Below are 21,010 nucleotides of genomic sequence, written 5' to 3' on the forward strand. Positions count from 1 at the left end.
GATCATTCAATCTGTTTATATTCAAGAGTCGCTTTTTCAATGGCAGTAACGAACCGTTTAAAAAGATCACAGTGATTGACCCTGTTTTTACTGGTAAAGTCATCACCTTTGAAAAAGCTTTTTCTAAGCTTAGTGGAAAGTTCCAATTGCACGCCTGCACCCGTTTTGGATATGTTGGTGATGTTGTTTCCTTTCATCCCTGAAAGGTGCTGCGGTGCATGAGCAGTTTGGAATCCAGCTTTGTTGAGGCATTGCTGTATCAGGTTCTTAAAGGGTTCGTTCCTTCCGCCAAAGTAAATCAGCGCATTATGTACGTCGTAGTGGCCATGGATGGAAAGGGTGGTTTGTGCGTTCGCTGCCATTGAAACGCCGATCGGTTCATTGAACAAGCGGGATGTTATATGGAGGACCTGGTTGCCCCTTGGTTTAAGACCTTCGAATAGATAGGTGCTTGCACAAAGTCTCTCTCCAAGTGCGGCTGCAATCTCGCTAGTTCCTGGTTCGATATTCCCGCCATGTATGGCTAGAACTGCAATATCAGGATTCCTGTGATGAACGATGATACGGTAATCGAGGTCTTCTTGTTCATTTTGCTCTAGTTCAATAAAATCAGTATAGTTATTTTCCTTCATGGTTATCCTCCGTATATCTTTCACTCGTTGACGGCAAAAATAAAAAAAGCGGGGATGCCCCGGCTTTTTTCATTTTTCGACAGTCGTATATTGTTCTATCTTTTTTTTCTCGTCGGGTGTTAAAGTTTCTGTTCGTTTAAACGTATTCATGGTCACAAGCAGGGCCGCTATTATAAAAACGGGTATGACCCAGCTTGTTATTTTTTTTACGATATTCATATTCTACGTCCCCTTATTCATCGCTAAAATTCATATGATATTTAGAAAAGGAGGAGCTGGATTGCTCGTTTATTGCTGAGCTTTCCAGCTTCCATTTCTTCTTTTATCCCCTGCTCCGGATAATTGTCCATTTTTCTCGTTTTTAACAAGTACTTGAACACCGCCATAATACATGGGGGAAATCTTCTGAATGACTTCATATCCTGAATCTTCCAATTCTGATATTGTTTCATCCGAAAGCCTGGATTCTGTATAAATCTTCTTTCCATCAAAGACGAACCGATTACGGTCGACGATATCCTGAAATGGGCCTTCATTCTCTGTGTAAGAATAAAGAACCTGCATCAATACTTGCGGAATCCTATCACCGCCTGGTGAGCCGATCCCAATCGATTCCTGCCCTGGTTTCTTGAGAATGGTCGGAGCGGTGAAAGTTCTTGACCGTTTATATGCCTCTTGAGAATTCAAGCCGGACCGGAAATTTTTCAATTGATCGTTAAGGAAAAATCCATTCGTATAATCCCCAGATCCGAAAAAGTTACTGAGCGTATTTGTTGTTGAAACGACAGTGCCATACTTGTCCATTATCACAAAGTGTGTCGTACTTTCATGTTCTTCTGAACCATTCGATTCTTTATCGTCCCATTTTTCACTTTTGATCTTATTTTTAAGATTATCCAAATGAATGGGGGAGAGCAATTTTTCCGCTTTAGAGTGACTTATTCCATCTCCAACATGGGCGGACCGATCTTGATAAGCAGTATCCGTGATGCCCCCCAAGACTTTCATATAAGCTGATTTGCTTGAAGTATCACCTAGGTTCATTACCTCGGCGAGCTTTAACATTTCAAGAACTGTAATTCCTGAAAAGGGCGGAGGGGCGGTAAAAACATCATAACCGGCAAATGCTCCTTGGACCGGCTTACGTTCCTTCACCTCATAGCGTTTTAAATCCATCAAGTCGATATCTGATTCTCTTTTAATATCCCGTGCAATTTCCCCTTTATAAAAACCATCAGGACCTTCCTTTTGAATCTGCTTCAATGTTTCAGCAAGTCTTTCTTGGACGAGAGTTTTGCCTGGTTCAATGGCATCACCATCAGGATAAAAAAGAGAAGTCGCATCGGAAGATATCCTTGGCTGAGCTGCTTCTAAGCGTGATGATAACGATTTGTCGACTTCAAATCCGTCTTCAGCCAGATCTATCGCCGGCTGAAGTAGATCCTCCATCGGTACGCTCCCATACTTATCACTTATAACCTGCATGCCGGCCACTAAGCCTGGAATCCCTGTATCGTGTCTTGAACTTGGGTCTTCCGGAGAGGATTCACGATAATCGATAAAATTGGGATCGCCGGATTCCGGGGCAATCAGCATACCGCCGCCGCCACCCACGCCAGATCCATAAGGTTCAACTACACCTAATACATAGGATACCGCAATGGCGGCATCTGCCGCCGTTCCACCATTTTTTAATATATCCATCCCTACATCTATTGCGATTGGGTTTGAAGAACTGACCCCATATGATTGTTCCGTTTTACTCTCTATCGGATCATTCGTGTCAGAAATAGGGGGTGTCTTCGAACATCCAGCAATATATATGAGTATGCTAATGGGAATGAGCACTTTTCTCGTCATACGGTTAATCATCGATTATTCCCCCTTCTCGTTGAGCTTCCAAGTTGTTTCTCTTTTCACATAGTAGTATCCAATTGATCCTTACTGAATGGGCTGGATGTCCTGTTGTATAGCTTGTGCTGCCTTTTTCTCTTGTGCAGCTTTTTTCCTTTCCTTTGCTTCCTTCGCTGCTTTTGCTTCTTGTTCACGTTGTGCCTTATGGTCGATTACCTTTTTGTGATCCAAGGTAATCTCGATGCGATCCTCTTTTTTCGACCACTGGACCTTTTTACTCGTTTCCTTCGTCAACTGCCGGTAAACACGTGATTTGTCGATTGAAGAGGTAGCTGGCCTTGGTGTTGCTTCTTCAATTTGAAGTGGAACGACATCGATTGTAGCTTTTCCGTCTTCCGCTAAATGGTATTGAACCATGGCCGAATCCTTTGTGCGTGTCCAGCCTTGATCGAATATGAAATTTCCTAAACTATAGAAAATGATTCCATCTTTATAAACATCAAACGATTGAAGCACGTGGGGGTGATGGCCGATGATGATGTCAGCCCCCGCATCGATGATAGCTTTAGCCAAGTCTTTTTGACGAGCGGTGGTTGATGTTGAATACTCTTGTCCCCAGTGCATATTCACCACAACCAAGTCTGCGTTGCCTTGCTTGGCATTCCTTGCTTTGCCGATCATTTCAAATAATAAATCAGGGTTGGAGTTTAATAGTCCGGCTTTATCATTTTTTGACACGGCATCCTTACCGTAAACATCTGTGAAGCCAAGTGTTGCGACACGTACGCCATCAACATCCGCATAGTCGATGCTATTTTTAGCTTCCGCAGTGTTCGATCCAACACCGACATAGTGCATATCTGCACTTTTGAATTCATCAATCGTGTCAAGGAGTCCTTGTTCTTCATAGTCCATCATATGGTTATTTGCCAAAGACATCACAGAGAAGCCAGCATCTTTAACGGCTTCCACACCACTAGTATTGGAGTTTAACCGGATGGGCGTATCTGCTTCCTTGTAGTTAGATACCTCTTCTTTTAAAGCGGTATGTTCATAATTCCCACTGACATAATCTGAATTGGCGAAATATGGCTTCATATACCGGAAGAGGTATTCATACCCGTGCCTTTCCGTCACTTCTTCAACATAACGTCCCATCATCACATCACCGACCATTGTCATAGTCAATGGTTGATCGGATTTTGGAGCGGTTGTTTTCACTTCTTCAGCCCGTCCCATCCAAGTGGTGATGACCAAAGCGATTAGTAATATAGGTAGTATGATTGCAGAGTATTTAAGATTCTTTTTCTTAGTGCGTTTAATAAAGATAAGTGTTTTTTCTTTTGCATTTAAAGTCCGTTTCATTTTTTGCACCTCAGAATAGGTAGTACACGTTCATTAAACCGAAAGTCAAGCCGGATAATAAAAGCGTGCTGCCAAGTGTCAATGGCATTCCTTGTCTTTGAATCGTATTCGCTATCAATCCAGGTACGATTATACCGATTCCCCGAAACTCGAATATTTCAAATGGCATGACGGGGTAGACTAAGTCCAATAGGAGCTTCAAGCAAATCCCGGTTACCATCATGGCTGCGAATTTTCTTCTTCCATATAAAATCACCCATCTTGAAAGACCATGAGTGACGATTAAATAAGTTACGACACTGATGATCAGGATGGTCAGCATGATTTCCCATTGGTCAAATACCAATGCCAAATAACCTGGCACGATAAGTCCTGCGGGTACGACACCCGTTTTTTCTGAAAATATAAGGCTAAGCGTAACTCCTAGCACTAGGGCTACATATAAATCCGATCCAAACATTAAGGTTCCTCCTACTTAACTCGCTTTTTGCTTCGTTTTAGATTTCATGAATGCTTCAATTAATGGTTCCGCTGCACCGTGAATATTCCCGACACCGTAGACGATGCGATTTTTCATCATTGGGCGGAGGCGGGCTACGATTTCTTCAGTTGACCAGTTTTCCAAATCCCAATACTCTTTTGTATCCAATTTACCTTGCTCGAATGCCCGAGTGATCGGTGATGTGGTTTCACCAATGGATATGACGATTTCAGATTTTATGTAAGGCAATACATCTCTAGCAAATTGCTCGGTACGGTCCACACGGTCGGGACGGCAATTCATGATGACGATAGGAGGTTCTGTGCTGTATCCGAATGTATTGACTCGTTCCCAGATGTTCAACGTCGATGACGCGTCATTGGCAGCAAAGCCATTGACAAAGAAAGTTGGCTGGATGGGATCTCCGAATTTGGTGATCCGCATGGCACCTGGATCGGGATGCGCATTCAACATGCCGCGAAATGCTGTTTTTTCATCAATGCCCAAAGCTTCCGCAACGGCCAATGCGAGGGATGCATTATCCGGAAATACCATATAGTCGAATTCGCGTAGAAATTCTTCCGAAATTCTGGAGTTATCTGCAACAATCACTTTTGTGTTGCGTTCTTTGGCAATTTGCTTGAAAAAGTCCAAGTATTCACTTTCGATGGTTATTAAGTGACCATTATAGGGAATGGTAGCGGTGAAGGCTTCAGCAACCTCATCCAAAGTCGGTCCCATGACATCCATATGGTCTTCCAATACATTCACGATGACCCCGATGTTTGCTTGGATCATTTTGTTTTGGAAGATTAGTTGATAGTCAGGCTGTACGGCCATACATTCACAAACCAACGCTTCGGTTCCTAAATCGGCAACTTCTTTAATTACACGCCGTTGTTCTCCTATGTTGGGTCCTTCCGGTCGGCGTACAATCGGTTTTTCCTTGTCGGTAAACCAATAGATCATTCTTGCTGATGTACCGGTTGTTTTACCTACTGTTTTGTACTTAGCTTCCTGGATCACACCTGTAATCAGACGCGTTACAGTCGATTTCCCTCGGATCCCATTCACATTCACACGTACCGGGATGGAGTCGAGACGCTTCTGATGGCGCTTTTGTTCGCAAATGCCATAGCCAAGCAAAAAGATCGCACAAATAAATATTGGTGCCATTTTTTAACCTCTCTTTTTTTAAATATTTGATTTACTGAATACACACTACATGATTTTAAACTTAATAGGCAAGAGTCAATTATTCTATTGCAATATAGTTATTATCAGCTTTTTCAAATAAATGTATATTGGAGTGTAATAGTATCTAATGGGATAAATTGTTTTATGAGTACAAAGATATGGCTGGAAATCAAGGGAATCCTCGGTTTATTTACACTAAATTATGGAAAGTTTAATAAAAACCCATTTTGATTAGAATCAAAATAGATTCATGAGCATTTAAACCTAATTCATAATGGCTATATTTGAATAATAATTGTTTTTGAAAAGTGAGGTTTATTACAGTTTGTTAATTGTTTCTACCCATTGTTTGACATAAACGTAACAATTTTTAAGCATTTGTCATTCAATGTGAAATATTGCATCTAACGACTCAATTAGTTGAACTCTTTTGAATATGGACAAAGATGAGTAAAAGAACACATCTCTTTTTTTTGATATTTACCGGTTTTTTCCTTAGGTAATACCCATGGGTCTATCATTGATCTTTTACCTAAAACGAAATAAAATAAAGTTAACCCATTTTTTAAAAAAATACCTAGTTTCTTCTATAGATATAGTGTTTATAGATGAATGCAAAATAAAAAAGCTCAGAAGCATTTCTGAGCTTTCGGCTTATATATTGCAAATGAATGGAATGGTCACGAATCTCCGTTCATCTGGAGATTTAACGTTGGGGAGTCTTGAGCTGCAGTCTGGGTAGCTGATTATGGAAGGAATCAGGTCAACTGGATTTCTTTCTGTCAGAAATTTCAAGGTTGGAGCCCTTTTTACCGCCATCAATCACATAAAATCTAGGAGTTAATCTCCTTCTTTTTCCTTGATTGTCAGGATTCATCTTCATATAATTTTCGTATTCTTTGCGAAAGAATTCATCGGTTTCCCGTTCCAGTGCTTTTCTTTCGTTAAAATCTGTTATGAATTTGAAAAAACGTTTCATATGAATTCCTCCTTATGGGGTTAAAAGGTCTTGGTTTAATAGTATCATATCATTAGTGAAATTTAACCTTTTTAAAAAATTTGAAGTGGGAATCGTGTTTTTGTGTGAATAAAGTTGTGAATGGCTTGATTCGAGAGAAAGCATGCAATGGAACCTTACTGGGTATATGTTCTCGTGCATGTTGAAAGGAAATGTCGGGATTTGCAGTAGCAGGTATTGGAAGTAATGAATATTTAAGTTAAAATATTCCTTTAATCAATTATACACTAAATATTCTGAAAACAAAGGGAAATATTCACTTCCAGCCACTTCTGATAGATTTGTTTTTTAATGGTTCATTATTGTGTATAGTTATTTATTCCCCGAATATACGAAAATGAAACAACCCTTATAATGGAAGGGAAAAAGCAATTTCCCGCATTCGGGAAATTGCTAGTGTCATAATTGGAACTTCTTAACCTGTTCAGTGAGCAGTTCTGCCGAAGATGCAAGTTCACTGGCATGATTCGTGATTTCATCCATCGAAGAGCTGGATTGCTGAGCGGAGGCGGAGACTTGTTCGATTCCTGCCGCGGACTCTTCAGAAACGGCTGCGATATCTTCGATAGCCTGATTGATTTTTTTGCTATTTGAGGAAATATAGTTCAATTCGTCTGTTATATGCAGTATTTTCATTTCCATATTCCCGACAGAATGATTGATTGTTTCAAAGGTTTGCCCTGTGAGCGTGATTTGTTTCGTGCCTTCATCCACTTGAGTATAACCATCTTCCAGGGAGTGGACGACCGTTTTTGAACCTTTTTGAATGGCGGAGACAATATTGGTGATATCCCCAACGGAGTCTGTGACCTCTTCAGCGAGTTTCCGCACTTCATCGGCGACGACGGCAAAGCCCTTGCCATGTTCACCAGCACGAGCAGCTTCTATGGCTGCATTCAGCGCCAATAGATTAGTTTGATTGGATATATCCTTGATGACCTGCACAAGCTGCGAAATTTGCTGTGATTGAGAATCGAGCCCTTTCACTTGCTCTACGGCATTTTTGACAATCCCATCAATACTTTGCATCTGTTGGACCGAACTGCGCATTAAAGTGGTGCCTTCCTTGGTCAAGGAAAGGATTTCGGTTGAACTGTTAGCTACATCCACCCCTTCTAGGTGGGCAAGCTTAATCCTGCCGGTGAAATCATCCATGATGCGAACCATTTCAGATGCCAGGTTGGCTTGTGACTCCGAACCTTCCGAAAGTTCATACATAGTAGTCGCTATCTGTTTGGTGCCCTGCTGCACTTCATTTGCTGATTGAGTCAGATCTTCGCTTTGGTTGGAAACGGATTGCGAAACAATGAGCATTTTTTCAATCGTATCACGAAGGTCTTTCTGCATTTGATTGGCGGATACCGTTAGTTCGCCCATTTCATCATTTGACTTTTGCTCCAGGGGCTCATGATTCAGCTCTCCTGCAGCCACCATTTTCATCCTATCCCTGATTTTAAGGAGGGGGGTGGTAATGAGGTTGGCGGTAACAACCGCAAGGACAAGGCCGATAAGGACTGCCGCAATGGATATGATGATACTTGTCGTCTTAACCGATTTCCCGCTGGTGATGACGGTTTCACCTGAAGCGACAATCAATTCCTCGCGTTCCGAAGCAAGCTCCTTGAAACCCTCCATAACTTCATTGCTTATTGGCGCCACTTCATTTTCGAGTATCTCTTTAGCGCGTTCTTCATTTCCATTTTCATATTGTGGAAACACCCGGTCTACAATCATCGTGCTCCAATCCACGCTTTTCTCGATTAATTCCTTCGCTTTAACAGAATCGCTTAAGGCAAGAAGATCCTCCTGGATGACCTGGCTTTCTTCGGTATATTGTAAGAACCCTTCTTTATAACTCTCGTCACCATAAAGAATATATGCCCGGGCGTATGCGGTTCTTTGTGCTAGATTGTATAGCAGCTTTTCGTCTTGGATAAGAAGCGGAAGCTCCTTTTCGATGATATCCTGGGAATATACCAGTGACTTGTTGCTGCTGTAGATATTGAATGATCCTAAGATGACACATAAAGATATGATGAGTGAAAATGCCACCAATACCTTTGCTTTAATGCTTTTCAAATTATTGGACCCCTTTATCGATATTTTATTCACACTGTTTTATCGGATAAATAAAAGGATATTTAAGCAATGAAAAGTTAACCAAATTTTCCATCAGATCCAATGTTCTCTTAATAAAAACATCTTGATTTCTTATCGTTTTCAAGTTACTATTGACTTGGAAAAATATAATATTCCGTGTTAAGGCGGAAGAGGTTCTAGCTACCCTCTCAAAAAAACTAAGGAGAAACAGTGCTCTATTCTTAGGGTGCTGTTTTTTTCCGTAAAAAGGAGTTTTATAGAAATGAAGAAGAAAGAAAAGGCAGTGGTTGTGTTTAGCGGAGGTCAGGACAGTACGACGTGCCTGTTCTGGGCGATGGAGAGATTTGAGGAAGTGGAAGCGGTGACGTTCGATTATAACCAGCGGCATAGCTTGGAAATCGAATGCGCTCAAAACATTGCCAAGGAATTGGGCATAAACCATCATATCCTTGACATGTCGCTGCTGAACCAACTGGCACCAAATGCGCTGACGAGAAGTGATATTGCGGTGGCGGACGGAGAAGAAGGGGAATTGCCGTCGACGTTCGTACCAGGGAGGAATTTGCTGTTCCTTTCGTTTGCCGGAGTGCTGGCGAGTCAGATTGGCGCTAAACATATTGTCACCGGTGTTTGTGAAACGGATTTCAGCGGATATCCGGACTGCCGCGATGTATTCATTAAATCATTGAATGTGACCTTGAACTTGTCGATGGACCAGTCATTCGTCATTGATACGCCGCTAATGTGGCTTAATAAAGAGGAAACATGGGAGCTAGCGGATCAGCTAGGCGCGTTCGATTTTGTGCGCGAAAAGACCCTGACTTGCTATAACGGAATCATCTCCGACGGCTGTGGAGATTGTCCGGCATGTAATCTGCGGAAAAAAGGACTGGATGACTATGTAAGCAGACGGAAGGTGCTTTCATGATGTACGGTTTTACGATAGTTGATAAACTCCAAAAAATAGATGAAGATATTCAGCGCAGCCAATTGAAGTATACAAACAAGAGGGTTCTCGTGAGTAAGGAATTCACCTTTGATGCGGCACACCATCTGCATGATTATGAAGGAAAATGCAAGAACCTGCATGGCCACACGTATAAGGTCATTTTCGGATTAAGCGGGTATACAGATTCACGCGGGTTGATGATAGATTTTGGGGACATCAAGGATATATGGAAAAATGAAATTGAAATCCACCTGGATCACCGTTATTTGAATGAAACCCTGCCGCTCATGAATACAACAGCTGAAAATATGGTTGTCTGGATTTATGAAAAAATGGCCGAATCCCTTTCATTAAAAGAATATGAAGGTGCTAGAGTCGAATTTGTTCGACTGTACGAAACGCCGACAAGCTATGCCGAAGCCAGACGGGAGTGGATGGAAAGTGAGTAAACTCCCGGTTATGGAAATATTTGGGCCGACCATCCAAGGGGAGGGAATGGTCATTGGCCAAAAAACCATGTTCGTTCGGACGGCCGGTTGCGATTATTCGTGTGCCTGGTGTGATTCCGCATTTACATGGGATGGCTCCGGTAAGGAAGATACCGTCCAGATGACTGCCGAAGAAATATGGGATGAGCTGAAGCGTATTGGGGGTTCCGCTTTTTCCTTCGTTACGATATCAGGAGGAAACCCGGCTCTGTTGAAAAACCTAAACGGCTTGATAGCGATCTTACATGAAAATAAAATGAAAATAGGTGTCGAAACCCAAGGGAGCCGATGGCAGGATTGGTTTCTCGATATTGATGAACTGACTATTTCACCTAAGCCGCCGAGCTCTGGAATGAACACCGACTTTACGGTGCTCGACAAAATCATCTCGAACCTTGCCAATCGAAATCCTGACAACCATGTCTCATTGAAAATCGTCGTATTTAACGAGGAAGATTATCAATATGCCAAACATGTACATGGGCGTTACCCGGAAATTCCTTTTTATCTGCAGGTCGGCAATGACGACAGCAGGACGGCGGATGATCGTCAATTGATCAGCGGCCTATTGAAGAAGTACGAAGAGTTAATTGATAAAGTGATAACAGATGATGAATTGAATGATGTGAAAGTCCTGCCCCAGCTGCATACCTATATATGGGGTAACAAGCGGGGCGTATAAAGAAAAGAAAGCGGAGGCAGTGTGATGCGTAATCACACTGCCTTTTAAGCTATTACAACCTTTGAATGTGTGTAGCTTTGAAGGATGATGTGTATTTAAGGCCATATCCAAATAAGCGATCCATTCCAATATGCGCAGTCCAAATTAAACCAATCAGCATCAATGCATCAGACTTTAGAAAAATGGCTAGCAAAATCATGAAGATGGACAGAGTATAAGTATGAAATAAGTTATAAACCCTTGCTCCAATCCGATCATTGATCAGGTAGGCCAGCATGGAAACATCAGGCGATAAAATCAATAGAAGGAAAATCCACCAGCTGAATTCATATAACGAATAGATGTAAATCACCGCTAAAAGGACCATGAGTCCTTCAATATGAAGGTATTTCTTTACCATATTAAAACCTCCAATGTTTAATTGACCTATGGTCAATAATATTCAAAAAATTATATGATGTTCCTGATGATATTTTTTACATGAAAATAAGCTAAGCCTTTTACATCTTGATAAGTTAGCTCAGAATTAATATAAAAAGTTATGAATCCGTGAAGAGAAAGAAAAATCGACCATATGGATGCAGGATTCAATTTGTTGTCCGTTAGGTCCGTCAGGGACTGGATGAGCTTTTCATATGTTTTATTAGAATCAAATTGAAGTAACTGCTGAATTTCTTTTTCCTTCGATAAAAACATGATGGAATAATGATTTTGTTGGGTTAGACCGAACTCCAAGAAGCACAATAAAATCTTTTCCATTTTTACAGAAGAATCCTTTTCCGACATGATGATATCATCGATTAAATTATTTAAAACGGAGAAATCCGTTTTTACCAAACTATAAAATATTTCCGCCTTATTTTTAAAATGATAATAAATGGCTCCATGGCTGCAATCCAATGATTTAGCCAATTGCCTCATGGAGACATTAGAATACCCTAACGTTGCAAAAAGGTTTCTAGCTTCATTCAACACCATGTCCCTGGATAATTCTTTACCTGCCGATTTCCTTGGCGACATCTTGTCACCTCCTTATTAATTGACCACTGGTTAATTAGGATGATAGCTCACTGATTTCCAAATGTCAAATATTAGATTGAATAATAAATTCCTGTTTTTAAAGATAAACTTTACCATTTACTGAAGCGGAATTCCACCAGTGTTGCAAAGGGGAGCATTCAGGACATTGCAGCGTTTTTATTTTTAACTTTAATACCCTTATATGGTATTATAAGGATATTATTGGAGATTTGAGGGGATGGATAAATGAAAAAGAAATTCGGTATTTTGGCATCAATTTTCATAGTCTTGACGGCTTTTTTTTATTCAATAAACCGTATAAAGATAAAACAATTCCTGTAGAAGACATTTTTGAAGTGTATCCACGAGAACAGGTAATAATAAATGAAATGGTGATCATAGATGGAGTTGATGAGGACAATCCGAGTGATGTCGATTTGAATGATGAAGAGGAATTGGAAAATTTGGTAAAAAAGCAATATGAGCAAAATCAAAAGGGAGAAAAAAATTTTTGCAGAAAAAAATCAGTGAAATCACCTGTCTGTAATGAGTAAACTAATGGTGGAGGCGGCAGTTATTGATAGTTTCGGATAGTATCTATGGGGAACACATTGTAGAGGGAGTTCTGGAAGGGCTGATAGTAAGTAAACCGGTCCAAAGATTGAAGGGGATACATCAAGGCGGGGCAAGTTATTTAGTTAATGAGAAGTGGGATGTCACACGATTTGACCATTCAATTGGTGTGATGCTTTTAATAAAAGCGCTTGGAGGTTCATTGGAGGAACAAATCGCGGGCTTGCTGCATGACGTATCCCACACTGCATTCTCACATGTAATTGATTTCGTTCTGGATTGTAAGGATGAAGATAATCATGAAAAAATATATGAACAAGTCATTATGGAATCCGAAATCCCATTTATACTGAAGGAATATGGATATGATCGTAAAGTCATTTTTCAATCAAAATGGGAATTGCTTGAACAGCCAGCACCTGAGTTATGTGCCGATCGGGTAGATTATACTCTCCGGGATATGTATCAATATGGACATATCACCATCGAAGCCATTAAAGAATTCCTAGAACATGTAATCATAATAAATGGAAGGATGTATCTGGATAATATTGAATCGGCGGAATGGTTTGTGAAAACGTATTACAGCGAAGTTATTGATTTTTTCATGAACCCACTTAATATATATGGCTATGATATCTTGGCAAAGACCTTAAAAGTGGCTTTAGCAAAAAAACTGATCAGCCTTGATGACTTACTCGGTACAGAAGAAGTCATGTGCTTGTTAAGCTTCACTGAAGACCATGAAGTTCAAAACCTATTAAAACGGATCCATGGTAACGTAAAGTTGAAAGAAGATCAAGTGGAATACGATATACATCGGAAAAATAAAATGCGCCTGATAGATCCTTCAGTTATTCAAGGAACCCAATTGGTAATAGCATCCAGTTTATCGGAAAAAGTCAAGAAAATGGGAATTGAAGCCTACAAAAAAGCTTCAAAGGGCATGTATCTAAAAGTGATTTCCGATTGAATTTCGTGTCAAACCATACGGGAAGTTTTTTCTCGGAAACATCTAGGTCTCCTCCCTTAGTTGATTTAGACAATCGACATTAGGAAGGAGCTTGCTTAACGGATGCCTTATCATCTGAACCAGCACCCTTTAATAATTAAAAAACCAATGATGCTCTCAAAGTATTAACGCCATTTTCTAAATAACCCTTTAAACAGGTTAATGTATAAACCCAACCTTCTTTTTGTCCGATCATTTTGTTTATTATTTCAGGGTCGTCCTCACTCAATCCTGATTCGTTTACTTCAATGATTGTACTCGTTTTATCCAACTCTTTTAGTGTAATGGTAACAATCGTTTCTTGATCATTTCCGCCCCACGCAAACACGATTTTCCTATTTTCCTCAACTTCCATTACATTAATGACCACTTCAGCATCGTATTCGTTGTATCTCAATGTAAGTGTCCTGCCTTGTTCCCATCTTTCCGAACTCGATGAGAACCAGAAATTCCTGATTTTTTCAGGATTCACTATGGCTTCAAACACTTCATTAGCTGGCTTGATTATCTTAAATTTCGTGATTATTTGGGTATCCATACTAAAACAACTCTCTTTCGATTTGTTTTTATTTTTTTCCACTATCCCAATCTACTGATATTGACGGCAGTGTCCGTCCAGTTTCAAGCAAGCTCTTCAGGTTACTTAGAATGGCTGGCCATCCATTATTCAAGCCTTCATAGGTATTTTCATCATATACGAAATCTGTCTTCAAAAGCTCCTCATGCCTAAGAATTAACTTCACAGTCGAATCGTCCATTTTCTGTAATTCAAAAGTGACCCGTGTAGGCTGCTCGCGAGGTGTTTCGTCTCCTGCCATGATCCATGTAAACGAGAGCAGGTGCAACGGCTCGCATTTAAGTACATTACCATGATCAGTAATCCGCCCATCTTCCAGCAAATATTTAACGGCTGCCCCTTCTTGCCAGTCAGACTGTACTTGCAATCCAAAGTGATATTTCTTCGTGACTTCACCACTCGTCAAGGCTTCCCAAAGCTTCTCTGGTGTGGTTGCGATATAAATAGGATAGACAAACGTAGTTTTTTTCATAATTCTTTTTCCTCCTCGCCAAATAAGGTATCAAGATCGTAAATGACTCTATCATTGATTTTCGGCTTTCATATACAGGCGGTCAAGCAGTTTTTTGCGACAGAAATCGGCAAAGTCATTGCATTGAAGAAGATTTGAAGTGAATTGCTAATATCGGATTCTCCGTAACATAAAAGGGCCATATGGAAACTTCTTGATTTCCAATCGTTTTCAAGCTACGATAAATGAGGAAAATGATAATCCGCCCGGGCGGAAGAGGTTCTAGCTACCCTCTCAAAAAAACTAAGGAGAACAGTGCTCTTTCTTAGGGTGCTGTTTTTTCTGTATAAGGAGAATTAAGAAATGTTAAGAATTTTATTGTATTTAGTATCCATAATCACGGCGAATGTGGTTACAGCAGCTTTTGCGCCATTACATTTTGGCATGTTCATCATCCCGATGGGGACATTGCTCATCGGGGGAACCTTCATCTTCCGAGATCTGGTCCAGAATAAATTCGGCCGCGCGAAGACCTATATATGTATCGTCACTGCACTTATTTTATCTGCATGTGTATCATTTTTATTAGGGGATACGTTACTGATTGTATTTGCTTCCGCATTATCGTTTGTGGTCGCAGAAACGGCGGACACGGAAATTTATACCCGTTTAAAGCTTCCGATGAGTTGGAGGGTGTTTTACAGCGGGATCGTTGGAGGATTTTTCGATTCGGTGATATTTGTCGTGATTGGCCTAAGTCCACTGGGTGCCAATATATTGCCATGGGAAGCAGTACCCGCTGCGGTCATCGGGCAAATCATCGTTAAAACCATCATACAGTCAATTGGTGCCGTACTGTTGGGACGAATCAACGTAGAACTGGAGAAACGTGTAGTCGCCAGTTAAATGCCAGGAGGGGTGCACTCGATGGAAGGAACCAAAAAGGAAGAAGATAAATGCTATTGCCTCGAGGCCTTTCGTGAAAAATATGGCCCCCATGTTCAAGGGGAATGCATGAAGCTCTCCTGCGCCAATTATCGCAAGCATAAAGGAATTGACAAAAAAGGACCAAATTAGGTCCTTTTTTTTGCGCGTTAACGGAGTAACTCAAGAGTAAACGTGAAAAACTCACGATTAAATAGTGCGAACTAAGTGTGCAGTACGAATTCACGAGTAAAAGTGCAAAATTCACGAGTAAACAGTCCAAACTCACGAGTAAAAGTGCGAAACTCACGAGTAAACAGCGCAAACTCGCGAGTAAACGTGAAAAACTCACGATTAAATAGTGCGAACTAAGTGTGCAGTACGAATTCACGAGTAAACAGCGCAAATTCACGAGTAAACAGTGCGAACTCAAGAGTAATTCACGAATAAACAGTGCGAAATTATGAGTGCAGGACGAATTCACGAGTAAACATCAAAAAAAGCTTCCTGCACCGTTCCATTATTGGGGCTAGGAAGCTTTGTATTTTGTTTAGAATTGCTCTGTGGTTTTCCGAACTAATTTTTCGAGGAAGAAAAAGCATTCTCGCTTCCGTTCAAGTTCGGTTTGTCCATTTTCGGTGACATGATAATATTTCCTGCGGCCTGACTCGGACTCTTTCCAATGGCCTTTTATGAATTCTTTTTTTTCTAACCGTTTCAGGGCGGAGTAGAGGGTGCCTTCACTTATTTGATATTTGCCCATGCTCATTTCCTTCAAGATCTTCGTGATTTCATAGCCGTATAGCTTTTTTTGTGAAAGAAGTGAAAGCAAAAGGAGGTCAATGCTTCCCTTCATTAATTCTTTATCCAAATAAATTCTCCTCCTTTTCATTTCTAAAGTGTAATACGTTGTACATCGTATCACAAGGTGCATTTTACTTTTCTAAAAAAAAATGGTTAAATGACGATTGCTAAATAAATTTAATCATAGTAAAATGTGCTTCGGAACGGATGAGTTGTGAAGAGTGTGGTAAGGATACTATATACATGATTTAATTGTTTTAATGAAAATACGGAATAGGATAGAAGAATCACTACTCAAGGGGTATTAATTGATTTTTTTTCAAAAATCATTTAGATTCTATTTATCAACAAGAGCAAAGAAAGAAGGTCCTAGATAGATGAAAGTGAAAGCACCAGAGCCATTCACATATATTGGTGGAAAGAGAGCTGTTCTTTTACTTCACGGGTTTACCGGAAGTACAGGAGATATGAAGAAATTAGGGAAATACTTGAATGATCTTGACTATACTTGCCACGGACCTCTTTATAGAGGGCATGGAGTATCTGGTGAGGAACTCGTTAAGACTGGTCCAAAGGAATGGTGGGAAGATGTAGTTAATGGCTATAAATTCCTTAAAGAAGAAGGCTATGAAGAAATTGCTGTTGTAGGAATTTCTTTAGGAGGAGTTTTCTCATTAAAAGTGGGAATTGAATTGCCTGTAAAAGGCGTAGTTTCAATGTGCGCTCCGACGCAAGGGAAAAGTATCGATCGACAAAAGAACCGCTTGCTCAATTATGCACAGGCTTATAAGAAGTTTGAGGGCAAAAATGCAGACCAAATTGCTGCAGAAGTGAAGCTGCTGGAAGAAGAGCCTATGCCTCAACTTAAAGATGTGCTGAATATTATAAATGAGACAGGTGAAAATTTAGATTTAATCACATCACCAACGCTTGTTTTACAAGGGCGCTTGGATGATCCTGACTATACGGAGAGTGCTACAGCGATTTTCAATGAAGTCGATACGCAGCATAAACACTTGATATGGTATGAAAATTCAGGTCATATTATCACATTGGGCAAGGAACGTGAACAGGTGTATGAAGATGTGTATAAGTTCTTAAATACACTGAACTGGTCGGAGTAATAAGCGAGTTGATAAATCCCCTTTAAGTTAATATGTGTAAAGCTTGCATTCATAAGTAGGCTTTACACTATACTTGAGGGGGATTTTACTTTGGCTGAAGATTTATTTGTAGAAAAAGACCTTTAAGGCATCATTATTGTCAATGGTTGCCAATAAAATGTCGTTCACGTCGGCATTATATGTTATTTTGATTCTGTTTTTCAGCCATGCTTCGTCCTTGCCGCCCCGATTTAATTCTTTAGAATCAATCTTTCCCTCTTTAATAATCGTTTTAGGAAATGTGAAGGCATTTGTTGCTAGGTGCATATCTGCTGGGGTTACCGCTTCATATTGAGGATATAAGAACAATGAAATGGTACCATCTGGTTCCCATAGTGCGAGTGATACTTTTTGAATATCTTTGACTTTTTCTTTTCTTAATTCCGATAATAAAACATCGATCGAGATTCGGGCCCTTGCCAAGCTTTTGTATATGATTTGTCCATTTTCGATAAGGGGAAGGGGATCAGAGTCAAAAAACCTTCGGAGTTTACCCCACTTAAGGCTTGTAAACACACTAATTATATATAAAAAGACCAATACACCTGTTGTTATCATTGAGCCCTCCAAACCTAACTGTTCATCAGATAAAGGGTGAGCAAGAATGTTTCCAATAATTAATGCCATTATGAAATCAAGTAACCGTAACTGCGAAATGGACCGTTGTCCCATCAATTTAACCGAAAAAAGTAAGAAGATGAAGGATATAATGGCTCTTAAAGTCCACTGGATTGCAGTAAGAGTTTCCTGGCTATTAAAAAATTCCACAAAAAATTCACGTCCTTATTTCCTTTAAAGGAGATGTAATGGTCAGTAGGATGAATTGAAACAACTGGGAGCGTATTTAAGACATCTTTAGATGGGGCCGTTTATAGTTTAAGCCACCTCCTTCTTAAGTATTACCCAACCTCGGTCCTTCTGAGACTTTCTTAAATGTTTTCAAAAAATTTATATTAATATAACAACTTTAAAACGTATTGTAATTAAAAATAAACTGATTTAAAATGATATCTTTCCTAAGAAATTTATTTAAAAAATATCCTTGTATAATATCAGTGACGATGGTCTGATAGTTTCTACCTGGCAGCCGTAATGCCGGACTACAAGGAAGTATGAATATAGAAGAGATGGACAGGTTCATGTTGGTTCGCTTGTGATCCATATAACATGTTTGAATGGATGCTCTTACTTTTTCACACTTTCTTCCTGCGGCTGAAGGTGTAAAAAGGTGAGGGCTTTTTATATAAAAAAAACGAATGGGAAATGATATAGCCAAAGGGGATGAAAGCATGTATTTCTTATTGAATATATTAGGTGTTTTAGTTGTAATGGGCATCGTTTACCTTTGTTCACCTAATAAAAGGAACGTTAAGTGGAAAGCCATTCTTACCTTGCTGGTTCTAGAATTGCTTATCACATGGTTCATGTTATCGACAAAAATTGGGGCGTGGGTCATTAATCTGATCGCTTCATTCTTCACCTGGTTGATTGAATGTGCGAATGAAGGGATTTCTTTTGTCTTTCCTTCACTTATGGCAAATGAACAAGTGGATTTCTTTTTCAGCGCATTGATGCCAATTATCTTCATTATCACGTTTTTTGATGTTTTATCGTATTTCGGTATACTTACCTGGATCATTGATAAAGTGGGATGGCTCATCTCAAAAGTATCCGGATTGCCAAAACTTGAGAGTTTCTTTTCGATTCAGATGATGTTCCTAGGAAATACTGAGGCACTTGCCGTACTCCGCCTTCAGCTCAGTGCGATTAAGGATCAGCGTCTTTTGACATTTGGAATCATGAGCATGAGCAGCATCAGCGGTTCAATCATTGGAGCCTACCTGTCCATGGTACCGGCAACCTATGTTTTTGTAGCGATACCTTTGAATTGCTTAAATGCCCTGCTGATAGCTAACATGCTGAATCCTGTCGATGTCAGTAAAGAAGAAGACGTCGTTTATGTACCTTCCAAGGAGGAACGTAAAGATTTCTTTTCCACCATTTCCAACAGTATGCTGGTTGGGGCCAAAATGGTCTTCGTCATCATGGCAATGGTTATCGGCTATGTGGCGTTAACGGCCAGCGTAAACGGCATTTTCGGTTTCTTCGTGGATGGATTGACCATTCAAAAGATTTTCTCTGTCATTTTTAGTCCATTTGCATTCTTGCTTGGATTATCTGGACATGATGCCATGTATGTTGCTCAATTGATGGGAATCAAGCTTGCCACAAATGAGTTCGTTGCCTTGCTCGATTTAAAAGATAAAGTCAGTACACTGCCTCCGCATACAGTTGCTGTGGCTGTCACTTATCTGACGTCATTTGCCAACTTCAGTACAGTGGGCATGATTTATGGAACATTCAATTCCATTCTCAATGATGAGAAATCGAACATTATCGGAAGGAATGTTTGGAAGCTGCTGGTTAGCGGGATGGCTGTTTCCTTGCTAAGTGCCATGGTCGTTGGATTATTCGTTTGGTGATTTAACACATGGGCATCCATTTTTATGAATGGGTGCCCTCTTTTATATGAAAAAAGCTGTGCAGGTTTTCCCTTGCACAGCTTTTTCGTTTATTTCGTCAAATAGTTTTCCGTATAATATGGTTTATCTTCCTCATCGAAGGCAACTCCGACACCGAGCGATTCAAAATCCTTCTGTAATTTGTTTTCCCTGTGTCCAATGGAATTCATTAGGCCTTCATGGGCAAAGATACTGCTATTCTGACCGGCAGCCAGGTTTTCCCCAGCCATTCGAAAATTGATTTTGTCATCTTCCATCCGGTCAAAAGGGGATTCTCCTTCAAGGTTTGTATGGTTGAAGTATTGATTAACGGCCATATCTGAACTATGATCCTGTGCAGTGACCTTCACTTGTTTATCCCATGAAAGCACTGAGAGCTCATGATTGACCCGTGAGGCATTGGTCAAATCGAATAATTGATATTCAAAGCCCTTCTTTAATCCAGGACCGGCTTCTGCAAAATAGCCGCTCTTTTGCTTTTCGAGTTTTGCGTCGATGATTTGGATTGCCGTGACTGTATTTTTCTCATGTTTGTCATAAAAAATGGTCACATAGCTATTATCCATTTCAAACATATCGTATTCGCCGCTGTCACTTCGAATTTGGTAATAGACGTTTCCTTTAAGCAGTTTTGTTACAGGCTCCCCCATTTTCCCAGTCACGGTTTCTTTGGGGGTGCCGCGTTTAATGCCCTCCTTTGAGGAAATCAAATCTTGGTTCGTATATAAACCAACAACTTTATTGTTGTTATCATAGGCAACCATGAAGAAGTTTTGATAATTTTCGTGATAGGCGAACCAGTCCACGCCATATTCATTTCGCGTATTCCGTTTTGCTTTACCAGCCAATTTTTCTACATCATCCTTCGTATCGCCAATTTCGATATTACGGACTGAGAAGGATGCATCAGCAGGTGCTTCCAGTGCTGGTTTTTTCACTTTTTCCGTTTCCTGCAATTCTTTTTCAGAAGCGGTATCCAATGTTTCCGACAGCGAGCCAATCAGGCTGCGGACTCCAGTACTCAGTTTTTCCAAAGCGGTTGAAACCTCGGGCCCGTTTATAAAGGAACGAACATCTGAAGCAAAGGCACTAACTCCTGCTTTGAATCCAGACTCCTGAATATCTTTACCATATCCATACCATAATCCAGAGAGTAGGAGTATGAGGACCACAATATTAAACAATTTCCGCAAATCGA

Annotated in this window: 24 protein-coding genes and 3 riboswitches; of the genes, 9 read left to right on the top strand and 15 right to left on the bottom strand. The window is 40.3% G+C overall.

The window, feature by feature from the left end; translation table 11 throughout:
• Positions 1-2 precede the first annotated feature (2 nt).
• The 8 genes from ACQKMF_RS02435 to ACQKMF_RS02470 all read right to left on the bottom strand — a co-directional run bounded on the left by ACQKMF_RS02435 (position 3) and on the right by ACQKMF_RS02470 (position 8,626).
• Positions 3-632, bottom strand: a complete 630-nt coding sequence (locus ACQKMF_RS02435; protein ID WP_101223061.1) for a poly-gamma-glutamate hydrolase family protein — start codon at positions 630-632, stop codon at positions 3-5.
• Positions 633-701: 69 nt separating this feature from the next.
• Positions 702-851 (bottom strand): CapE family protein, encoded by a 150-nt coding sequence (locus ACQKMF_RS02440; RefSeq protein WP_402939153.1) that lies wholly within the window; start codon positions 849-851, stop codon positions 702-704.
• Positions 852-920: 69 nt separating this feature from the next.
• Positions 921-2,504, bottom strand: coding sequence for a gamma-glutamyltransferase family protein (locus ACQKMF_RS02445; RefSeq protein WP_427571644.1), 1,584 nt, complete (start codon positions 2,502-2,504; stop codon positions 921-923).
• A gap of 69 nt (positions 2,505-2,573) precedes the next feature.
• A complete protein-coding gene (locus ACQKMF_RS02450; protein ID WP_427571646.1) occupies positions 2,574-3,851 on the bottom strand; it encodes a CapA family protein in 1,278 nt (425 codons plus the stop codon).
• Between the two features lie 10 nt (positions 3,852-3,861).
• Positions 3,862-4,311: a poly-gamma-glutamate biosynthesis protein PgsC gene (gene pgsC, locus ACQKMF_RS02455; RefSeq protein WP_048687555.1), complete on the bottom strand. Its 450-nt coding sequence runs from the start codon at positions 4,309-4,311 to the stop codon at positions 3,862-3,864.
• Positions 4,312-4,326: 15 nt separating this feature from the next.
• Entirely contained in the window at positions 4,327-5,508 is a 1,182-nt protein-coding gene (gene pgsB / locus ACQKMF_RS02460; protein ID WP_427571648.1) for a poly-gamma-glutamate synthase PgsB, read from the bottom strand.
• Positions 5,509-6,292: 784 nt separating this feature from the next.
• A complete protein-coding gene (locus ACQKMF_RS02465) occupies positions 6,293-6,508 on the bottom strand; it encodes a hypothetical protein (RefSeq protein WP_101223058.1) in 216 nt (71 codons plus the stop codon).
• 438 nt (positions 6,509-6,946) lie between these two features.
• A complete protein-coding gene (locus ACQKMF_RS02470) occupies positions 6,947-8,626 on the bottom strand; it encodes a methyl-accepting chemotaxis protein (RefSeq protein WP_427571650.1) in 1,680 nt (559 codons plus the stop codon).
• Between the two features lie 185 nt (positions 8,627-8,811).
• Positions 8,812-8,854, top strand: a riboswitch (PreQ1 riboswitch).
• 55 nt (positions 8,855-8,909) lie between these two features.
• Between ACQKMF_RS02470 and queC the strand changes: the two genes are divergently transcribed.
• The 3 genes from queC to queE are packed head-to-tail and all read left to right on the top strand — an operon-like array spanning position 8,910 to position 10,766.
• A complete protein-coding gene (queC, locus tag ACQKMF_RS02475; protein ID WP_101223056.1) occupies positions 8,910-9,575 on the top strand; it encodes a 7-cyano-7-deazaguanine synthase QueC in 666 nt (221 codons plus the stop codon).
• A complete protein-coding gene (gene queD, locus ACQKMF_RS02480) occupies positions 9,575-10,045 on the top strand; it encodes a 6-carboxytetrahydropterin synthase QueD (RefSeq protein WP_101223055.1) in 471 nt (156 codons plus the stop codon). Before queC ends, queD begins: the two co-directional genes overlap by 1 nt.
• On the top strand, positions 10,038-10,766 hold the full coding sequence (gene queE, locus ACQKMF_RS02485; RefSeq protein ID WP_402939139.1) for a 7-carboxy-7-deazaguanine synthase QueE: 729 nt from the start codon (positions 10,038-10,040) through the stop codon (positions 10,764-10,766). Before queD ends, queE begins: the two co-directional genes overlap by 8 nt.
• Before the next feature lie 52 nt (positions 10,767-10,818).
• Here the strand turns inward: queE and ACQKMF_RS02490 are convergent, their stop codons facing one another.
• Both ACQKMF_RS02490 and ACQKMF_RS02495 read right to left on the bottom strand, forming a co-directional pair.
• Complete coding sequence (locus ACQKMF_RS02490) at positions 10,819-11,166, bottom strand: DUF4260 domain-containing protein (protein ID WP_101223053.1); 348 nt, start codon at positions 11,164-11,166, stop codon at positions 10,819-10,821.
• Positions 11,167-11,216: 50 nt separating this feature from the next.
• Positions 11,217-11,786, bottom strand: a complete 570-nt coding sequence (locus ACQKMF_RS02495; protein WP_101223052.1) for a TetR/AcrR family transcriptional regulator — start codon at positions 11,784-11,786, stop codon at positions 11,217-11,219.
• A gap of 230 nt (positions 11,787-12,016) precedes the next feature.
• On the opposite strand from ACQKMF_RS02495, the gene ACQKMF_RS02500 reads away from it, so the two are divergent.
• Together ACQKMF_RS02500 and ACQKMF_RS02505 are read left to right on the top strand one after the other, a co-directional pair.
• Complete coding sequence (locus ACQKMF_RS02500; protein WP_402939133.1) at positions 12,017-12,340, top strand: hypothetical protein; 324 nt, start codon at positions 12,017-12,019, stop codon at positions 12,338-12,340.
• A gap of 23 nt (positions 12,341-12,363) precedes the next feature.
• On the top strand, positions 12,364-13,332 hold the full coding sequence (locus ACQKMF_RS02505) for an HD domain-containing protein (protein ID WP_427571653.1): 969 nt from the start codon (positions 12,364-12,366) through the stop codon (positions 13,330-13,332).
• A 136-nt stretch (positions 13,333-13,468) separates the two neighbouring features.
• Here ACQKMF_RS02505 and ACQKMF_RS02510 read toward each other — a convergent pair whose 3' ends face one another.
• Both ACQKMF_RS02510 and ACQKMF_RS02515 read right to left on the bottom strand, forming a co-directional pair.
• A complete protein-coding gene (locus ACQKMF_RS02510) occupies positions 13,469-13,909 on the bottom strand; it encodes an SRPBCC family protein (protein WP_402939127.1) in 441 nt (146 codons plus the stop codon).
• A 28-nt stretch (positions 13,910-13,937) separates the two neighbouring features.
• On the bottom strand, positions 13,938-14,420 hold the full coding sequence (locus ACQKMF_RS02515) for an SRPBCC family protein (RefSeq protein WP_402939124.1): 483 nt from the start codon (positions 14,418-14,420) through the stop codon (positions 13,938-13,940).
• A 249-nt stretch (positions 14,421-14,669) separates the two neighbouring features.
• Positions 14,670-14,712, top strand: a riboswitch (PreQ1 riboswitch).
• 50 nt (positions 14,713-14,762) lie between these two features.
• Here ACQKMF_RS02515 and ACQKMF_RS02520 point away from each other — a divergent pair.
• Both ACQKMF_RS02520 and ACQKMF_RS02525 read left to right on the top strand, forming a co-directional pair.
• Positions 14,763-15,305, top strand: coding sequence for a VUT family protein (locus ACQKMF_RS02520; protein ID WP_402939121.1), 543 nt, complete (start codon positions 14,763-14,765; stop codon positions 15,303-15,305).
• A gap of 21 nt (positions 15,306-15,326) precedes the next feature.
• Positions 15,327-15,476 (top strand): hypothetical protein, encoded by a 150-nt coding sequence (locus ACQKMF_RS02525; protein WP_402939118.1) that lies wholly within the window; start codon positions 15,327-15,329, stop codon positions 15,474-15,476.
• 397 nt (positions 15,477-15,873) lie between these two features.
• Here ACQKMF_RS02525 and ACQKMF_RS02530 read toward each other — a convergent pair whose 3' ends face one another.
• Entirely contained in the window at positions 15,874-16,194 is a 321-nt protein-coding gene (locus ACQKMF_RS02530; protein WP_101223047.1) for a PadR family transcriptional regulator, read from the bottom strand.
• 310 nt (positions 16,195-16,504) lie between these two features.
• On the opposite strand from ACQKMF_RS02530, the gene ACQKMF_RS02535 reads away from it, so the two are divergent.
• Positions 16,505-17,251, top strand: coding sequence for an alpha/beta hydrolase (locus ACQKMF_RS02535; protein ID WP_101223046.1), 747 nt, complete (start codon positions 16,505-16,507; stop codon positions 17,249-17,251).
• Positions 17,252-17,353: 102 nt separating this feature from the next.
• On the opposite strand, the gene ACQKMF_RS02540 is transcribed toward ACQKMF_RS02535, so the two are convergent.
• Complete coding sequence (locus ACQKMF_RS02540; RefSeq protein WP_427571657.1) at positions 17,354-18,058, bottom strand: DUF421 domain-containing protein; 705 nt, start codon at positions 18,056-18,058, stop codon at positions 17,354-17,356.
• Between the two features lie 254 nt (positions 18,059-18,312).
• Positions 18,313-18,413: riboswitch (purine riboswitch) on the top strand.
• A 166-nt stretch (positions 18,414-18,579) separates the two neighbouring features.
• Between ACQKMF_RS02540 and ACQKMF_RS02545 the strand changes: the two genes are divergently transcribed.
• Positions 18,580-19,773: a nucleoside transporter C-terminal domain-containing protein gene (locus ACQKMF_RS02545; protein ID WP_101223498.1), complete on the top strand. Its 1,194-nt coding sequence runs from the start codon at positions 18,580-18,582 to the stop codon at positions 19,771-19,773.
• Between the two features lie 89 nt (positions 19,774-19,862).
• On the opposite strand, the gene ACQKMF_RS02550 is transcribed toward ACQKMF_RS02545, so the two are convergent.
• Positions 19,863-21,005 (bottom strand): CAP domain-containing protein, encoded by a 1,143-nt coding sequence (locus tag ACQKMF_RS02550; protein ID WP_427571659.1) that lies wholly within the window; start codon positions 21,003-21,005, stop codon positions 19,863-19,865.
• Between the last annotated feature and the right edge of the window lie 5 nt (positions 21,006-21,010).

This window comes from Peribacillus sp. NPDC101480 (genome assembly GCF_050277335.1).
Taxonomy (GTDB): domain Bacteria; phylum Bacillota; class Bacilli; order Bacillales; family DSM-1321; genus Peribacillus.